14 protein-coding genes are annotated in these 16024 nt (G+C 73.3%); 8 read left to right on the top strand and 6 right to left on the bottom strand.

Annotation, left to right across the window (positions count from 1 at the left end; translation table 11 throughout):
• Positions 1-313: 313 nt before the first annotated feature.
• The 6 genes from ABEB28_RS38955 (at position 314) to ABEB28_RS38930 (ending at position 4339) form a co-directional block, all read left to right on the top strand.
• Complete coding sequence (locus ABEB28_RS38955) at positions 314-937, top strand: 50S ribosomal protein L25/general stress protein Ctc (RefSeq protein ID WP_345733328.1); 624 nt, start codon at positions 314-316, stop codon at positions 935-937.
• Between the two features lie 68 nt (positions 938-1005).
• Positions 1006-1596: an aminoacyl-tRNA hydrolase gene (gene pth, locus ABEB28_RS38950; RefSeq protein WP_345733327.1), complete on the top strand. Its 591-nt coding sequence runs from the start codon at positions 1006-1008 to the stop codon at positions 1594-1596.
• Between the two features lie 100 nt (positions 1597-1696).
• Positions 1697-2095, top strand: coding sequence for a hypothetical protein (locus ABEB28_RS38945; protein ID WP_345733326.1), 399 nt, complete (start codon positions 1697-1699; stop codon positions 2093-2095).
• 11 nt (positions 2096-2106) lie between these two features.
• Complete coding sequence (locus ABEB28_RS38940; RefSeq protein ID WP_345733325.1) at positions 2107-2877, top strand: RNA polymerase sigma factor; 771 nt, start codon at positions 2107-2109, stop codon at positions 2875-2877.
• A 93-nt stretch (positions 2878-2970) separates the two neighbouring features.
• Positions 2971-3372, top strand: coding sequence for a hypothetical protein (locus tag ABEB28_RS38935; protein WP_345733324.1), 402 nt, complete (start codon positions 2971-2973; stop codon positions 3370-3372).
• Positions 3373-3595: 223 nt separating this feature from the next.
• The gene (locus tag ABEB28_RS38930) at positions 3596-4339 is read left to right on the top strand and encodes a 3'(2'),5'-bisphosphate nucleotidase CysQ (RefSeq protein ID WP_345733323.1); all 744 of its coding nucleotides are present in this window, start codon (positions 3596-3598) and stop codon (positions 4337-4339) included.
• Positions 4340-4383: 44 nt separating this feature from the next.
• Here the strand turns inward: ABEB28_RS38930 and ABEB28_RS38925 are convergent, their stop codons facing one another.
• The 5 genes from ABEB28_RS38925 to ABEB28_RS38905 all read right to left on the bottom strand — a co-directional run bounded on the left by ABEB28_RS38925 (position 4384) and on the right by ABEB28_RS38905 (position 12892).
• A complete protein-coding gene (locus ABEB28_RS38925; RefSeq protein ID WP_345733322.1) occupies positions 4384-6228 on the bottom strand; it encodes an NHL repeat-containing protein in 1845 nt (614 codons plus the stop codon).
• 61 nt (positions 6229-6289) lie between these two features.
• Complete coding sequence (locus ABEB28_RS38920; RefSeq protein WP_345733321.1) at positions 6290-7207, bottom strand: sulfotransferase domain-containing protein; 918 nt, start codon at positions 7205-7207, stop codon at positions 6290-6292.
• Between the two features lie 74 nt (positions 7208-7281).
• Positions 7282-9060, bottom strand: coding sequence for an oligosaccharide flippase family protein (locus ABEB28_RS38915; RefSeq protein WP_345733320.1), 1779 nt, complete (start codon positions 9058-9060; stop codon positions 7282-7284).
• Positions 9057-10517 (bottom strand): O-antigen ligase family protein, encoded by a 1461-nt coding sequence (locus tag ABEB28_RS38910; RefSeq protein WP_345733319.1) that lies wholly within the window; start codon positions 10515-10517, stop codon positions 9057-9059. Before ABEB28_RS38910 ends, ABEB28_RS38915 begins: the two co-directional genes overlap by 4 nt.
• Positions 10514-12892: a glycosyltransferase gene (locus ABEB28_RS38905; RefSeq protein WP_345733318.1), complete on the bottom strand. Its 2379-nt coding sequence runs from the start codon at positions 12890-12892 to the stop codon at positions 10514-10516. The genes ABEB28_RS38910 and ABEB28_RS38905 overlap by 4 nt, the downstream gene beginning before the upstream one ends.
• A gap of 173 nt (positions 12893-13065) precedes the next feature.
• Here ABEB28_RS38905 and ABEB28_RS38900 point away from each other — a divergent pair, with 173 nt between their 5' ends.
• Entirely contained in the window at positions 13066-14211 is a 1146-nt protein-coding gene (locus ABEB28_RS38900) for a glycosyltransferase family 4 protein (RefSeq protein WP_345733317.1), read from the top strand.
• A gap of 3 nt (positions 14212-14214) precedes the next feature.
• Here the strand turns inward: ABEB28_RS38900 and ABEB28_RS38895 are convergent, their stop codons facing one another.
• Positions 14215-15111 carry a phosphotransferase gene (locus ABEB28_RS38895; protein ID WP_345733316.1) on the bottom strand — a complete coding sequence of 299 codons (897 nt, stop codon included), beginning with the start codon at positions 15109-15111 and terminating at the stop codon, positions 14215-14217.
• Positions 15112-15191: 80 nt separating this feature from the next.
• Here ABEB28_RS38895 and ABEB28_RS38890 point away from each other — a divergent pair, with 80 nt between their 5' ends.
• Positions 15192-15986, top strand: a complete 795-nt coding sequence (locus ABEB28_RS38890) for a hypothetical protein (protein ID WP_345733315.1) — start codon at positions 15192-15194, stop codon at positions 15984-15986.
• The last annotated feature ends 38 nt before the right edge of the window (positions 15987-16024 follow it).

Here is a 16024-nt window from a genome sequence, read left to right as displayed (position 1 = left end):
ATTCGGCTCGGGTTGCGCACGCTGGGGGTGAGGGCCCCGGGGCCCTTGGTAACCCTCGATGCACATGAGATGTGCTGGATAACCCTATCTGCCCGGGTATGCGGGAGTCTGTACAGCTTGTAGGCTTCCAGGGGACCGGTTCGTGTTGTACCGGCCGGGCAAGATAGGATGGCGAGGTTGCCCGGCGAGGGGGCTGTGTCGCAGGCTCCGTGATCGACGCGCTGAATATTTCTCGCGTCGTCTGCGGTGCCCACGACACGGCCCCTCGCCCAACGTCAATCGATATTCACGCTTGCGTTCGAGGAGTTAAGTCGTGTCCGAGGTCCGAATCGCCGCCGAGCCGCGCACTGAGTTCGGCAAGGGCGGCGCACGCCGCACGCGCCGGGCCGGAAAGATCCCCGCCGTGCTGTACGGGCACGGCCAGGCCCCTCGGCACATCGCGCTGCCGGCCCGTGAGTTCACCAACGCGATCAAGCACGGTGCGAACACCCTGCTGACGATCGAGATCGACGGCGGCAAGGAGCTGGCGCTCCCCAAGGCCGTCCAGCGCGACCCGCTGAAGATGACGATCGACCACGTCGACCTGCTGCTCGTCCGCAAGGGCGAGAAGGTCACCGTCGAGCTGGCGCTCGTCCTCACCGGCCAGGTGCAGCGCGGCGGCCTGGTCAACCAGGACCTCACCACGCTCACGGTCGAGGCCGAGGCCACCAACATCCCGGACGGCGTCGAGGTCGACATCGACGGCCTGGAGATCGGCCGTCACCTGCTCGCCAAGGACATCGCGTTGCCCCAGGGCGTCACGCTGGTGACCGACCCCGAGGCCGGCGTCGTCGGTGTCGTCGCTCAGCAGAGCGCCGCCCAGGCGGAGGCCGAGATGGAGGCCGCTGAGGCCGAGGCGGGCATCGAGCGGGACGAGAAGCAGACCGCTGACGTCTGATCGTCACCAGCTGACCGGCCGGAACCCGTACTTCGGGGTTCCGGCCGGACTCATGAGGGAGGGACCCCGTGGCCCCCAACTCGGGCGACGACGGCCCGTGGCTCGTCGTCGGACTGGGCAACCCCGGCCCGAAGTACGCCGGTAACCGGCACAACGTCGGCCAGATGGTCGTCGACCTACTCGCCGAGCGGATCGGTGGCCGCTTCACCAAGCACAAGTCCCGCGCCGAGGTGGTCGAGGGGCGGCTCGGTGGTCACCGGGTCGTGCTGGCCAAGCCGCTCTCGTACATGAACGAGTCCGGCGGCCCGGTCGCGGGGCTGCGGAGTTACTACCGCATCCCGCCGGGGCGGACGATCGTCGTCCACGACGAGCTCGACATCCCGTTCGACGCGGTCCGGCTCAAGCGCGGTGGCGGCGACAACGGTCACAACGGCCTGCGCTCGATCTCCACGTCGCTGGGAACCCGCGACTACCTGCGAGTCCGGGTGGGGATCGGTAGGCCGCCCGGCAGGCAGGACCCGGCCGACTTCGTCCTCCGCGACTTCAGCGCGGTCGAACGCAAGGATCTGCCGTTCCTGGTCGACACGGCGGCCGACGCCGTAGAGGCGCTGCTAGGCGCCGACCTCGCGGCCGTGCAGAACACCTTTCACGCCAAGTAGCTCGTCACCGTCCGAGCGGTGTGCACTTCGGCGGGCTATACCGCGCCGAAGTGCGCAGCGCCCGGGCGCGCCATGCGTCGACACGCGTATATTGTCCGGTATGTCGGGTGATGTGGGTGGGGTCGACCAGTTGTGGGACGCGCTCGTCGACCAGCACATGGACACCATCTGGGGCCTCGCGACCACCGCCGGCCTCGAGTGCACTGAGGCGGCTGTCGTCTCGCAGCTCACCTGGCTCCGGATGGCCGAGCGATGGCCGACCGTCCGGGCGCTCGCCCACGTGAAGGACCCGGCCCTGCACCCGGTCGAGCAGCCGACGGCCCAGGTCGACGAGTGGATCCTGCACACCGCGCGCTCCGAGGTCGACGCCTGGGTGCGCGAAGAGCGTCGACGCCGCCGCGAGGCCGCCTTCGCCGACGGTGGCGTCGTCCGGATGGCTCCGGGCTTCCAGCCGGCCGCGGGCTACCAGTCCGCCGACGCCGGTGGCCAGGCCCGATGACGCCGGACCCGATGGCGAGCGCTTCGGTACCGCGGATCGGACTGGCCGCGCTACCGGACACCGCCGAACTACCCCAGCTCGAACCCGACGAGGTGTCCGGCCTCACCGACCTGGTGAACGAGCCGGAGACCGAGGTCGACGAGTCCGAGGCGGGTCCCGCGATCGGCCACCGCCCGGCCGGCAGTCGTCGGGCGAACCTGGCTCCCGAGGAAGCCGCGATGCTGGTGAGCGCCGCCGCCGGTGGGGACCGCAGCGCCTGGGACGCGCTGGTCGATGCGTACGGCGGCCTGATCTGGACCGTCGCCCGCAACCACCGGCTGAGCTCCGGGGACGCCGGCGACGTCAGCCAGACGACCTGGCTGCGGCTGGTGGAGAACATCGACCGGCTCAGCGATCCCAGCCGGGTGGGCGCCTGGCTCGCCACCACCGCACGGCGGGAGTGCCTCCGGCTGCTCGGCCGGGCGAAGCGCACGGTGCTCTCCGGCGAAGAGCTCGACCCGGCCACCGACCGGCTCCGGCTGGCGACGCCCGAGGCGGACGCCGCCCTGCTCGCCGCCGAACAGGAGGCCGAGATGCGGAGCGCGTTCGGACGGCTCACCCCCCGCTGCCGCGAACTCCTGCAACTGCTGCTGCTCGATCCGGCGCCCAGCTACGACGAGATCTCCGCCGCGTTGGACATCCCGATCGGGAGCATCGGCCCCACGCGCGGCCGGTGTCTGGAGAAGCTGCGGGGAATCGTCGAAGGCACGGGTATCAATCCGGCGACTGCCGGCTCTTCCTAGGAGGTAGCAGTGTCACCGGAACCGTTGCGTAGGGCCCACGCCGCTGAGGGGGAGGCCCGGCCGTGGGACGTCCGGGTGGATGAAGGAGGGCCCGTGAACGTCGTCCCCGAGTCGGTGCGCGCCGCCGCACGTCGCGCGTTCGACGCCCGTCCGGTCGAGACGCTCGTCGCCGACCTGATGTTCGACTCGGTCCTCGACCACGATCGCCGGGCCGCAGCCGACCCGACCGTCCGGACGATGCGGTTCGGCCACCGGAACGGCGGCGCCGACCTCCGGGTCAGCGATCGCGGCAACGGACGGCGGGTGAGCTTGGAGGTCCTGCCCGCCCAGCGGGCGTCCGCCGAGGTGCGCTGTACCGGCGCCACGTTCACCGTCACCACCGACGACGACGGACACGCCGAGTTCGACGTCCCCACCGGCCTGTTCAGCCTGGTGCTACGGCCGCTTCGGTCGCCGCAGGCGAAGCCGTTGCAGACGTCGTGGGTCCGGCTGTGACCGAATCGAGAACGTCGTCCGTCCGGGGGAGGGGCACCCCGCACCGGTCCCGGTGTTCAGGACCGTCGTCACCCATTAGCCTCGGGGCTGCGAGCGACGTGGTGTCGAACAGACGGCACCCGGGGCAGGGGGTAACACAGGTGGTTACGGCAGCCCGGCCGACTGAGCGGAGGGTCCGGTGACTCTCTCCGAGCCCGATTTCCCGGATACCCTCGCGGTACGGATGACGTGCGATTCCGACGTCGAGTTAGCACGGTTGCTGGCCACGCACGCCGGCGTGATCCTGCTCCGGCTGCGCACCCGTAAGCCGGGGCCGGCGAGCCGGCTGAAGGCCGACGGCGACCGACGGTCCCACGACTTCCTCACCGCGGCACTGGCCAAGCTCCGGCCGGCCGACGCGGTGCTCTCCGAGGAGGGCGCGGACGACTCGGTCCGGCTGTCGGCCCGGCGGGTCTGGATCGTCGACCCGCTCGATGGCACGCGCGAGTACTCGGAGCTCGATCGGGACGACTGGGCGATCCACGTCGCGCTCTGGGAGGACGGCGACCTGGTGGCCGGCGCGGTCGCGCTGCCCGGCCTAGGGCCCACGCTCACCAGCGAGCAGCCTCCCCAGTTGCGTCCGGCGGCGCCGCAGCCGCGGATCCTGGTGAGCCGCAGCAGGCCGCCCGCGTACGCCGAGGCGGTCGCCGAGAAGCTCGGCGCGGAGCTGCTGCTGATGGGGTCGGCCGGGGCGAAGGCGATGGCGGTCGTCCGCGGCCAGGCCGAGGCGTACCTGCACGACGGCGGGCAGTACGAGTGGGACTCGGCCGCGCCGGTGGTGGTGGCTCGTGCCGGGGGTCTGCACACGTCCCGGGTGGACGGATCCCCGCTGTCGTACAACAACGCCAACCCGTACCAGCCCGACCTGCTGATCTGCCGTCCCGAACTCGCGGAACAGATGCTGTCGGCCATCGAAGCGTCCAAGTAAACGAACGGGGCCCGGCAGATGCCGGGCCCCGTCGCTCTGCAGCGTTACCAGCCGCCCCAGCTCCAGTCCGTGTCGGACCAGGCGTTGTCCTGCTCTCCCCAGCCGTTGCCCCACGGGTCGGACCAGCCGTTGCCGTTGCCCTCGTCGACGCTCCGGCCGACGGTGGCGGTCGCCGCCGGCGAGAACGCGCCTGCGGTGCCGCGTCCGTCCACCGCGCGGACCGTGTACCGAACCGTCGTGCCTGCGGTCAGTCCGCGGTCGGTGAACGAATAACTCTTCGACGTCTCCCACGGCTTCGCCGACGCGCGGCCTCGGTACACCAACGTCGAACCGCGGTAGACCTGGTAGGTGACGACCGGGTCGTCGAGGTCCTCGACCCCACGCCAGGTGACCGTCACCTGGCTCTGTCCACTGTTCTGCAGGGTCGGCGCGGCGGGCGTCGCCGGTGGCTTCGACCGCGCGGTGAGCGTGAACCGGGTCAGGCCCTGCTGCGGCACGTTGTTGACGGTCGTGAACTGACCACCGACCCAGAGCGACCGGCCGTCGCTGGCCATCGCGCGTGGGCCCAGCTTCGACGGCGAACGGGTCGCCGGAATGTTCGGGTCACCGCCGTTCGTCGACGGGAACCAGTACTGGATCGTCGTGCTGTTACCGCGGGTGGTCTGCGCCAGCAGCCGGTAGTAGCGCGGCTCCGCCTGGTCGGTGGCCTGCTCGGGGAAGCCACCATCGGTGTCGTTGCAGTTGTGCGCGTGCGAACCCGTGTAGAGCAGGTCGCCGTGGAGTGCCGCCGCCCAGCTTGCGCCGAGGCAACTGTCGAACCACTTCAGCCGACCGGTCCGCGGATCGACGGCGGCCCGCCCGTCCCACGTCCCCTCGCCGTTGGCCGTCAGGTAGACAGCGTTGCTGTCCACGGCCATGTCGGTGATGTACGACGTCCGGGGGACGCCGCGCCACGCCCACGCGGTGCTCCGGCCGGTGCTCGGACTGACCGCTCCGAGCGCATGCTGAGCGACGCCGTTGAGCGTGTTGTAGTTGCCGCCGACGACCAGCCGCGAGTAGTCCGCGGACAGCGACATCGCGATGACCTCGCCGTCCGCGCTGGCGTTGAACGTGGTCACGGCGCCGGTACGCCGGTCGAACGCGGCGACCCGCTCCCGGGCGGCGCCGCCGGCCTGGGTGAACAGCCCACCGGCGTAGACCGTCCGCGGACCGACCGCCAGCGCACGCACCCGGGAGTTGATGCCGCGCGGGGCGAAGCGGCGGTCGAGCGGCGGGTTGACCCGGGCGGCGTTCGCGGTCGGGAACGCCGCGATTTTGCTCCGGGCCTGGCCGTCCACGGTGGTGAAGTCACCGGCCACGTAGATCGTCGATCCGTCCGGTGAGGCCTTGATCCGGTAGATCGTGTCGCAGGTGTAGACCTGGGCGTCCCAGTCGACGTCGCAGGTGACATCCGGCTTGGAGTCGCTGAACGCGTGCCGGGGCGAGGCGAAGCGGTGGGAGAGCGGCAGCAGGTTCCCGGTCCGGGCGTCGAAGGCAGCCAGGTTGTCCCGGGCCACCTCGCGGGTTCCGGGTGCCGCACCGGGCGGCCGGACGGTCGAGAAGCTGCCGCCGATGTAGACGACACCGGCGACGTGGGTGACCGCCCACACCGTCCCGTTCGTCTGCCACGTCGGCTGAGCGTCCGCGGTGAAAACCTTGGTGGACGCCGTACCCGCGGTGGGTACCCGGTCGGCTCGGGTCGCCGCCGCCGGTGTGGCCGGTATCAGTCCGATCGCGGTGCCGAGCAGCGCGATCGCGGTCGCGCCACGGCTGAGCCGACGTCGGCGGTGGGAAGGGTCGGGGGTCTGATGACGGTCCTGGCGACCGCCAGGATCGGAGGGAGGACGCACGTTTCTCCTCGGGACGAACGCCGGTCGGAACCGACCGGCGGCGAACGGGCCTTCGGTCGGCTCAGCGATCCCAGTCGAAGGACACGCCGAGCAGCTCGGCCAGGCGGGCGTTGTACGGGCGGTAGTACTCGACGAGTCGCGCCCTGGTCGCCGTGGCCATCGGCGGAGCCGGAAGCTTGTTGTGGTGGGCCAGCCGCGGTGGCTCGACGACCGGCAGGCTGAGGAACTCCTGCAGCGTCCGGTAGGCGCCGCTCGGGTTCTTCCGGAGGTCCTCGAACGGCATGATCAGCAGCTGGTCACGGCCGAACCGGTCGAGCCACCGGGCCACCTGCTCGACGTACCGGCCGCGAGCCAGGTAGCTGTGCCAGTCGTGGTGGTACGAGTAGTAGTTCGGATCGGTCAGGATCCGCTCGGTCTCGCCGCGTAGCCGCCCCTCCTCGGCGTCGATCGCGGCCTCGAACGTGGGCAGGCACTCGGCAGCCGAGCCGCGCCGCTCCCAGTAGTTGGAGTAGGCCCGGTCGACCGGGTTGCGGAGCAGCACCACCAGCCGTGCCTTGGGGACGGTGTGCTGAACCCGCTCCGGCACCAGCGGGTGGAACAGGTAGTAAGGGCTCGCCTCGCCGGTCAGCGGTCGGATGCCGGTGCGTTGGGCCGCCCGGTCGAGCGCGGCGCGGCTCGGGAAGTGCGAGCGGTACCAGCGCTCGCCGCGGCTGTAGTGGATGTCGAAGTAGTGCGGGCTCTTGATCTGCTGGAGCGCCGGGAACATCGGTGCGACGTTCGGGTGGCGGACCAGCCAGTTCCAGACCGAGGTGGTGCCCCCGCGCTTCGTGCCGATGATCAGGAAGTCCGGCAGCGTGCGCTGGTCGGCGGTGTGCTCGCCGTAGCGTCGCACCGCGCGGCGGACCACCCGCTTCACCGGGCGCGGCACCCGGCGCTTGGCGGCACGCAGCGGATCCGGCACCTCGACGTGGCGAAGCATGCTCAATGAACTCTTTCCGACCGGTGACCGCCGAGGTTGCTCGAGTTGAGGGCTGCCCGGAGGTTGAAGAGGGCTCATCGGTACTCCTTGCTCGCATCGGACGGAGGGGGATCGGTCCGGCGCGGTGGCGGCTCGGCCGGGTCGTGCGGCTCGACCGGGCGGCGTCGCCCAGCGGAGCGGTGGAGGCGGCTGCCGGGCAGCCGCAGTCGGTGGGTCGGCAGGGCGGCGGCGAGGTCCGCGAGCGCGAACTCGCCCCGCCAGCGCCGGAGCAGGACCAGGTAGCCCACGCTGCCGAGCAGGACGAGGATCACCGCGGCCCGGAAGTCGGGCACGGCGTGTCCGGTCGCCACGTCGTAGATCAGGGCCGGGACGACGAAACACACGGCCCCGGCGGCGGTGGCCCGGAGCAGGGGGCGGGAGAGCGTCCGGACGCCGACCGTCCGGCGGACGATCAGCGTGATCGCGACGTTCTCGCCGACGACGGCCGCCGCCTTGGCGATCGCCGCCCCGGTGACGCCGTACCGCGGTATCAGCACTACTGCGAGCGCGATACCGCAGGTCAGCGACGTCGCGGTGACGGCGAGCGTGAGCGTGGACCGACCGCTCATCAAGAGCAGCGTGGAGACCGGGCCGGTGGCGAGGTTGACCAGCGTGCCCGCGGCCAGGAGCGCCAGCGCCGGCCCGCCGACCGAGAAGCCAGGGCCGAACAGCCGCAGTACCTCGCTGGGCCAGACCGCGAAGACCAGGTAGAGCGGGAACGACACGACGGTGATCCAGACCGCGGCGGTGCGGTGGAGGTGCTCGACGCCTGCCGTGTCGCCGACCGTGAGGAGGCGGGCGAGCGTGGGGGCGATCGCGAGCCGAAGTGCCTGCAGGGCCAGCGTCCCGGCGAGAGCGAGGCGCAGCGCGGCGTTGTAGACCCCGGCCTCGGTCACCCCGGCGAGGGCGCTGACCAGGATGATGCCGGCGTGCATGCCGGCGATCTCACAGGCGGACGCGGCGGCGCGTGGCGTCGCGAATCGCCACAGCTCCCGCCAGGTAGCCGCGACCCCGCTGGGACTCGCTGCGCCGCCGTCCCCGGTGCCGCCCGGGATGGCGTCCGCGTCGCCCGGGATCGCGTCCGGCTCGGCGCGGACCGCTCGAAGGGCGCGGTGCGCGAGGATCGCCGACCAGACGCCGCCGAGCAGCGTCGGTACCGCCCACGCCACGGTGGTCCAGAGCACCGGTGCGGCCGAGAGTTCCGCGTCCGGCCACCGCTGGTGCGCGACCGCCACGGCCACCGCGACGAACACGCACCGCAGGACCGGCTTGGTGATGCTCTCCACCATCGTCAGCGGCACGATGCTGCCCAGGCCGCGGGTCACGGCGAGCGCGACGTAGCCGGTCGCCGCGAGCGGCACGGTGGTCACGCCGACCCGGATCAGCCAGACCGCTCCGGGCGGCGTCGGCTGCTCGAACACGAGGTCGACGAGGAGCGGCGCCGCCCACCAGGCCGTCGCCGCGAGGAGCGTGGTGCCGACGAACACCGGGGCCAGCGCGGCCACCGCGGCGGCGTCGATGTCGCGGGTACGTCCGAGCGCGCGCAGCCGCGGAGCCATCCGGACCAGCGCGGTGTCGGTACCGAACCGGCCGGCGACGGCGAGCATCATCGCGACGGCGACGACCACCGAGAACGCACCGGCCCCGGCCGCGCCGAGGCCGCGGCTCACCTGGACGACCAGGACGAAGCCGAGCAGCGCGGAGGTCGCGGATCCGACCAGGCTGATCGTGCCTGCGCGGGCGACGCCACGGAGCTCGGCGCTGTGCCGGGCGTGCTCGGTAGCGGTCGGCTGCCGGGTGGGCGTGGCGGTCACCGGTCGGCCCCGGCGGCCAGCAACAGGCCGGTGACCGTCCACGCGGTGATCATCAGCACCGGGTTGCGGATCGGGTAGTCGACCATCAGGTGCACGGAGAGCGCGACGAGTGCGCCGGTCGCTCCGGCGACCAGCCCCAGCGCCCGCCCCGCGGCGGTGCACGCCAGACCCGCAGCGTCTGCCGGACGCGCCCCGTCCGCCGGGGACGACGCCACCTCGGCCGGAGGCGCGGGGCCGGACGCGGTTGCGTCGAGCGCGTCCTCCCGGCCGCGGGTGGGTGTGGCGCGCCGGAGGCGGCGGGCCGCGATCAGCGCGGCGAGGCCGCAGCTGCCGACGAACGCCACCCCGGCGAACAGCCCCATGACGCCGGTCTCGGCGCCGAGGTGCAGCAGCGCGTTGTGCGCGTGCAGCCGCGGCGCGAACTGGATGACCGACGGTGACTCCGCGGCGAGCCGGCTGAACGAGCCGGGCCCGTTACCCAGCACCGGATGCGCACCGAACTGACGCACCGCCTCGCGCCAGGTGATCGGTCGGACGTCGTGCGGGTTGGCGGCGCGGTCGTCGATCACCGCGATCCGGTCCACCACGACCTCGACGACCTGGGCCGCCGGGCCACCCCGGAGTTCCGTGGGAGCGGTGAGGCTGAACATGATCCCGGACGCGATCAGCGTCGCACCGAGCGCCGCCGCGGTGAGCAGCGCGCGCCGCACGGCGGGGTGGAGCATCGCCGCGACGACGAGTCCGGCCGCGGTACCGAGCCAGGCCCCGCGGCTCAATGACAGTACGAGCGCGGCCGCCGCACCCGCCCCACCGGCGAGGGCGAGCACCCGCTCCCACCGGTGCGGTGCCGCGAGGAACCAGCCGAGCGCGAGCAGGACGATCAACGCGGCGTAACACCCGAACTGGTTCGGGTCGGCGAAGATCGACTGCGCCCGGTTCCGGACCACCGCGCCGCCGTAGACCGGCTTCAGGCGCTCGGCCTGGCTCAGGATCGGGAGGGTGACGGTCAGCGAGCCGACGACCGCGGTGCCGACGAGCGTCCGCAAGCGGCCGGGGGACGTCGCGACCAGCAGCACCGCCACGAGCAGCAGCCATCCGGCGGCGTAGGTGGTGGTGACCTTCAGCCCACGGAGCGGGTTCGCGGCGAGGAGCGTGGAGGCACCGGCTACGGCGACCAGCCCGGCTCCGAACCAGAGCGGCGGGCGGATCTCGCGGCGGCGCAGCGCGGCCCGGACCGGAAGGCGTCCGGCGAGTGCCCAGAGCGCGGTCACGGCGATCGCCGTGACGCAGACGACGTGGATGACCTGGAGTCCCGCGCCGCCGGGGATCAGGCGGTTGCCCACGGCCGGGCCCGCAAACACGAGCGCCACCGCCCAGACCGGCACCAGGTCGCCGCGGGGAGTGCGAGCGGAGGAACGAGCCGGAACGGTTCGGTGCTGCGCGGGCGGTGCGGTCATGTCTCCGCCTCGATGGATCGTCCCGCCGTCACCGGCTCGCCGGCGAGCGGTCTCACCGACGCGACGCCCGACCGGCCGTCGGCGCGGTGCCGGGGCCGGTAGCCGGGAGGCTGCTCGGGCGTCCGCGTGGCCGTGCCGGGCCCGCGCGGTTCGTCGGCCGCGGGACGTCCGGCCGCGCGTCGACGCATGCGCCCGCTGAGCCCGGTCAGCAGTGCCTCGGCCGTGCCGACCAGCTTGGCGCCGTCCTTGAGCAGCGCAGCCACCGGCACCAGCGGCAGGACCAGCGGAGACTGCCCGCGTCGCAGCACCCGCGCGACCGGCAACGAGAAGTACGCGGCGGCGCCGGCCGCCGCCAGCACGCGGCCGGGCTTCCCGCCCCGGGTGATCGCGGCCGCCGCCCCGAGGTAGCCGCCGAAGCGGATCGCGTCCCGCCGCAGCAGCGCCCCGGACCGCCCGGTGCCACCACCCCGGCCGTACCCGCGGAACTGCGCGAACGCCGCGCCGATGCTCGGTCGCTGGTGCCACGTGACAGCGGCGTCCAGAGTGAGCGCGGTGCGGGCACCGGCGTCCCGCACGGCACGGCCGTACGCCTCGTCCTCGGCCGTCCGCAGGTGCTCCGGGAACCCGCCGGCGGCCCGCCAGACGTCCCGGGTGAACCCGACCGACCGGCCGTCGACGCGGGTAGCGGAGAACGACCGGCCGAACAGCCGGCCGTAGAGCGCGCGCAGCGCGGTCCGGCGCCGCAGCTCGACCGGGTCAGGCCAGTTCATCGCCGCCATCGCCGACTCGAACCAGCGCCCGGGCCGCACCGCGGCGGAGTACACGCCGACGTACAGCCCGATCGGGAACTCGGCCGGGTTCTCGCCGTGCCGCCGAGCCGCCGCTGTGGTCTCCGCGGCGGCCGCCCGGAACCCCTCCAGCCAGCTCGCCGACGGTGTGCAGCCGGCGTCCGTGCACGCGATGAACTCGTGCTGTGCGGCGGACACCCCGCAGTTGCGGCTGTAGCCGATGGTGCCGCCGCCGTGGCGCACCAGCCGGATCCGTGGGTCCCAGTCGTGCCAGGACGCGATGCGTTCCGCGGTGCCGTCCGTGGATCCGCCGTCGACCAGCACGTACTCGTCGTCCGGGCCGAGCTGCGCCGAGAGCATTCCGATCAGTTCGTCGATCACCGGCGCTTCGTCGAGTACCGGGCTGACGACGCTGATCGCCGGGGCGTCGACCCGGCGGAGCCCGGCGCCCGGCCGACGCGCGACCTCGGCCAGCAGCGCGGCGAACCGGGCGGCCTGCGTTGCCGCGTCCGGATGGTGCGCCGACCGCCGGTGGCCTTCGGCGCCGAGCGCGGCCCGGACCTCCGCCTCGGTCAGGGCCGCCAGCGCAGCCGCGACGGCGGTCGGATCGGCCGGCGGCACCAGGAGCCCGGCCGCACGCTTCATCGGCTGCGGGCCGATCCGCCGCGCAACCGGCCCACCGTCGTCGATCGCGATCACCGGCACGCCCGCCAGCTGGGCCTCGAGCGCGGTCAGGCCGAAGCCCTCCCGGCCGGGCGTGCGCGGGCCGTCCGGGCGGGTGAGCACCGCGACCGCGTCCACGCCGGCGAGCAGACGACCCACGGTCGGGACGTTCTGCCGGAGGTGGACCCGGTCGGCGACACCCCAGTCGGCGGCGAGTGCGGCCAGCCGGTCCCGCTCGTCTGGGCGGCTGGGGTCGTCCGGGCCGACCGCGAGCAGGTCCCACGCGGCGGCCTGCGGCTCGGCGAGGGCCCTGATCGCGGTGTCGACGCCCTTGTACGGCACGAACCGGACCGGCATCGCCAGCAGCAGCCGCTCACCAGCCGGCACGTTCAGCGCCCGGAGCACCCGTAGGGCGTGATCCCTCGGCTCCGGTTCCTGCGGGCGCGGCGGGGTGATCGTCACCGTGTCCGCACGACGAGCGGCTACGGCGACGTCGTCGGCGGTCGCGATCACCCGGCCGGACGCCTTCGCCAACCACGGGGCCAGGCGCCGGTCGTAGCTGTAGTCGTGCTTGACCCAGACCGACGGCACACCGACGGCCAGCGCGGCCGGCGCCACCACGCACTGGGCCTTCACCCCGTTCCCGACGACCACGTCCGGATCGAGGTCCCGCAGTACCCGGGCGAGCCAGCCGGCGCCGCCGGCGATCGCGGCGGCGGTGCGCCCGACCGGCCGCACCAGCACGGGGACGTCGCGGCGGGCCAGCTCGGCCCGCAGCGGCCCGTCCTCCAGCATCACCACCCGGGATCGCAGCCGTTCGGTGTGGTCGAGCATCGACAGCAGCCACGACTCCGCACCTCCGAGCACGCCGCTGGGCGTGACGACCAGGGCCTTCAGCGGTGGGGTGATCGCGGAATGCGCCATCGGTGGTTGTCCTCCCGGTAGGCCGGCGGCGGTGGGGGATCGGCCCGGCTCGGCGTGGCGTGGCTCGCATCGGTGGCTTCGGCTGTGGCACGCTCACTGGTCGCCTGGGTCGTTTTAGTCTCTTTACAACGATAAAAGCAAGAACGAAGCCTTTATGTGCTGGAGGGTTATTAGTGTCGTCCGTCCAGGTTCTGCACGTGTCCCATGCGGTCAACACCGGTCTGGCCCACTGCGTCGCGGACTATGTCGAGTACCAGGCCAAGCACGGCGTGCACGTGACCGTCGCGTGCCCCGGCGGGCGGCTCGCGGCGCTCGCCGGTGCCCGCGGCGCGGACGTCGTCACCTGGCGGGCCGCCCGGGGGCCCGGGGTGGGCATGCTGGCCGAGGCGAGTGCGTTCCGCCGGATCTTCGAGGAGGTCCGGCCGGACGTCGTCCATCTGCACTGCGCCAAGGCGGGGCTGATCGGCCGGTCCGTGCTCCGCGGGCGAGTGCCGACCGTCTTCAGTCCGCACGCCTGGTCGTTCCAGGCGGTGGACGGCGCCCTGCGGCATGCCGTGCTCGGCTGGGAGCGGTACTCGATGCGCTGGACCGACGTCGTCATCTGCGTCAGTGCGGCGGAGCGGGACACCGGCATCGCACACGGTCTGCAGGGCCGGATGGAGGTGCTGCCGAACGCGGTGCTGCCGACCGCGGTCGAGCCGATCCGGGCCAGGCCGCGCCCGGAGGTCCGGGAGGCGCTCGGGGTGGAGCCCGGCGTCCCGGTCGCGGTCTGCACCGCGCGGCTGGCCAGGCAGAAGGGCCAGGACGTGTTGATCGACGCCTGGCCGGCGGTGCGGGCGGCGGTACCCGGTGCGCGATTGGTGCTGGTCGGGGACGGTCCGACCCGGTCGGCGCTGGAGGCGGCAGCGCAGCAGGCCGGCGCCGAGGGCGTGCACTTCACCGGTCCGGTCGACCGTCCGATCGCGCTGAGCTGGCTCTACGCGTCCGACGTCGTGGTCTGCCCGTCCCGCTGGGAGGGCATGTCGCTGGTGCCGCTGGAGGCGATGGCGCTCGGCCGGCCGGTGGTCGTCACCGCGGTGGACGGGATGGCCGAGTCGGTGCCGCCCGGCACCGGCTGGATCGTCCCGCCGGAGGACCCGGAGGCGCTCGCCGGGGCGGTCGTCACGGTCTTCAGCGACCAGGAGACGGCCCGTGCGGCGGCGGACGCCGGGCGGCGGCGTGCGGCGCTGACGATCGGCGACGACTCGTCGGCGCGGCTGCTCGACCTCTACGGCGAGCTGCTCCGCGGACGCCGCCCGCAGGCGGAGGTCAGCACCTGAGGGTCACTCCGGCCAGGCGTCCAGGGCCAGTGCGACGGCACGGGCCTCCGGCTGGATCGACCGGGCGTGTTCGAGGTCGGCCCGGTGCCGGTCGGCCGGGCTGCCCTTGACGTTCTCGCCGAGCAGCCGCAGCGCGAGGTAGAGCGCCAGCGTTCCTACCTCGCGGTGCTCGTCGGGCGGTGTGAGGTCGAGGATCCGGTGCAGGAGCGCGTCCCGGTCGGCGCGGTCCGGCAGCAGCGTCCAGAGCCGGAGCAGGTCGCCGTGCTTGCGCCCGGGGCCGAGGTACTCCCAGTCGACGACGTGGACGCCGCCGCGCTCCGGGCACCAGAGCGCGTTGCGGTGATAGAAGTCGCCGTGCGCGACCGGGACGCTCGGCAGCGTGGCCGCGGCTCGTCGCGCTGCCAGCCAGAGGCGCGTCGGTACGCCGCCCAGCAACCCGCGGACGAGTCGGATCGGTGCCGTTCGCCGGGGTGACCTCCAGTGCGCCGGGGGCGGCCCCGGCGCCGGTGGCGGGGAGCCGGCGATCTGCAGCGCGGTCGCGACCGCGTCGTCCAGGAACGCCGCTCCGGCCGGTGGGGCCGGCCGCCACCACTCCGCGACCATCCAGCCACCGCTCCGGTCGGCGCCGAGTATCGGGACGGTCCGGACGCCGACCTGCCGCGCCCACTCGCGTCCCCAGAGTTCGCGCTGGAGCCGCAGCCGACCGGCGTCGGTCGACGCGACCTCGACCACCAGCCCACCGCCGAGCAGGCGGTGCACCGGCCGCCGGGGGCCGACGAATCCCGCGGTCGTCAGCGCGTCCGGTGGCACGCCGACGTCGGCCAGCAGGGACCGAAGGGCCGGCGGGAGTTCCGGGTGCGGATGCGACGCCGTGGCACTGGACGGCACGAAGGGTGTCACGGGTCGGCAGCCTAAGGGACGAAGATGAGTCAAACTACCTAAAAGCCGCAAAACCGGTACCGATCTCGGAAGGATCTCTCTTGACCACCCTCGACCCCCCGGCACCTGCACCTGCTGGGCAGCGCCCCCCGCTCCTGCTCCGTGGCTGGCTGTTCTTCCTGGTGACCGCGCTCGCGGTCCTGGGCGGGGCGGCTGCGCACGTCGTCACCAGGCCGGTGACGTGGTCGGCCCAGGCGGTCATCGCGTTCGTTCCGGTCGGCGAGCGGCCGGTCAGCGCGACGTCGGTGACGTTGATGGTGCCGCGGTACGTCGCCTACGCGGCGTCGCCGTACGTGGTGCGACAGGCGGCTGCCGTCGTGGGTGTTCCCTCCACCGAGCTGCAGAGCGGTCTGAACGTCACGATGCCCGCCACCACCGCCAACGTGGCGATCGCGGTCTCCGGCCGGTCGGCGGCCGTGGCGGCGGAGGCGGCGAACCGGATCGCGGCGCTGGTGGTGGAGCGGGCGTCGGCCGACCCGGTGCTCGCCGCGCGGATGCTCGCGGAGGCGACGGTGCCGACGAGCCCGGCGGGGCCGAGCGAGAGCCCGCTGCTCGCCGGGGCGGCGCTCGGGGCGTTGGTCGTCGGGACGCTCGCCGCTTGGGGAGTGCGGTGGTACGTGCGGCGCCGGTACCCGCCGGCCACTGTGCCGGTCGTGCCACCGGCGATGCGTCGACCCGGGCCGGACACCGTGCTGGCGACCGCGACGATGCCCCGCCCCGCTCCGCCGGAGGAGCTGGAGGACACCGTCGAGATGCCGTCGCTGGAGGACGAGGACACCGTCGTCTTCGACCCGGCGACGGTGATCACCCGCTCGATCACGCCCAGCAGCCGCTGAGCCCGTCCGGGTTCGCGGACCGTCGGGAAGTCAGGTCC

The organism is Cryptosporangium minutisporangium, assembly GCF_039536245.1.
Lineage (GTDB): Bacteria > Actinomycetota > Actinomycetes > Mycobacteriales > Cryptosporangiaceae > Cryptosporangium > Cryptosporangium minutisporangium.
The sequence above is the reverse complement of the archived record's forward strand: the minus strand, read 5'-3'. Positions and strand labels throughout refer to the sequence as shown.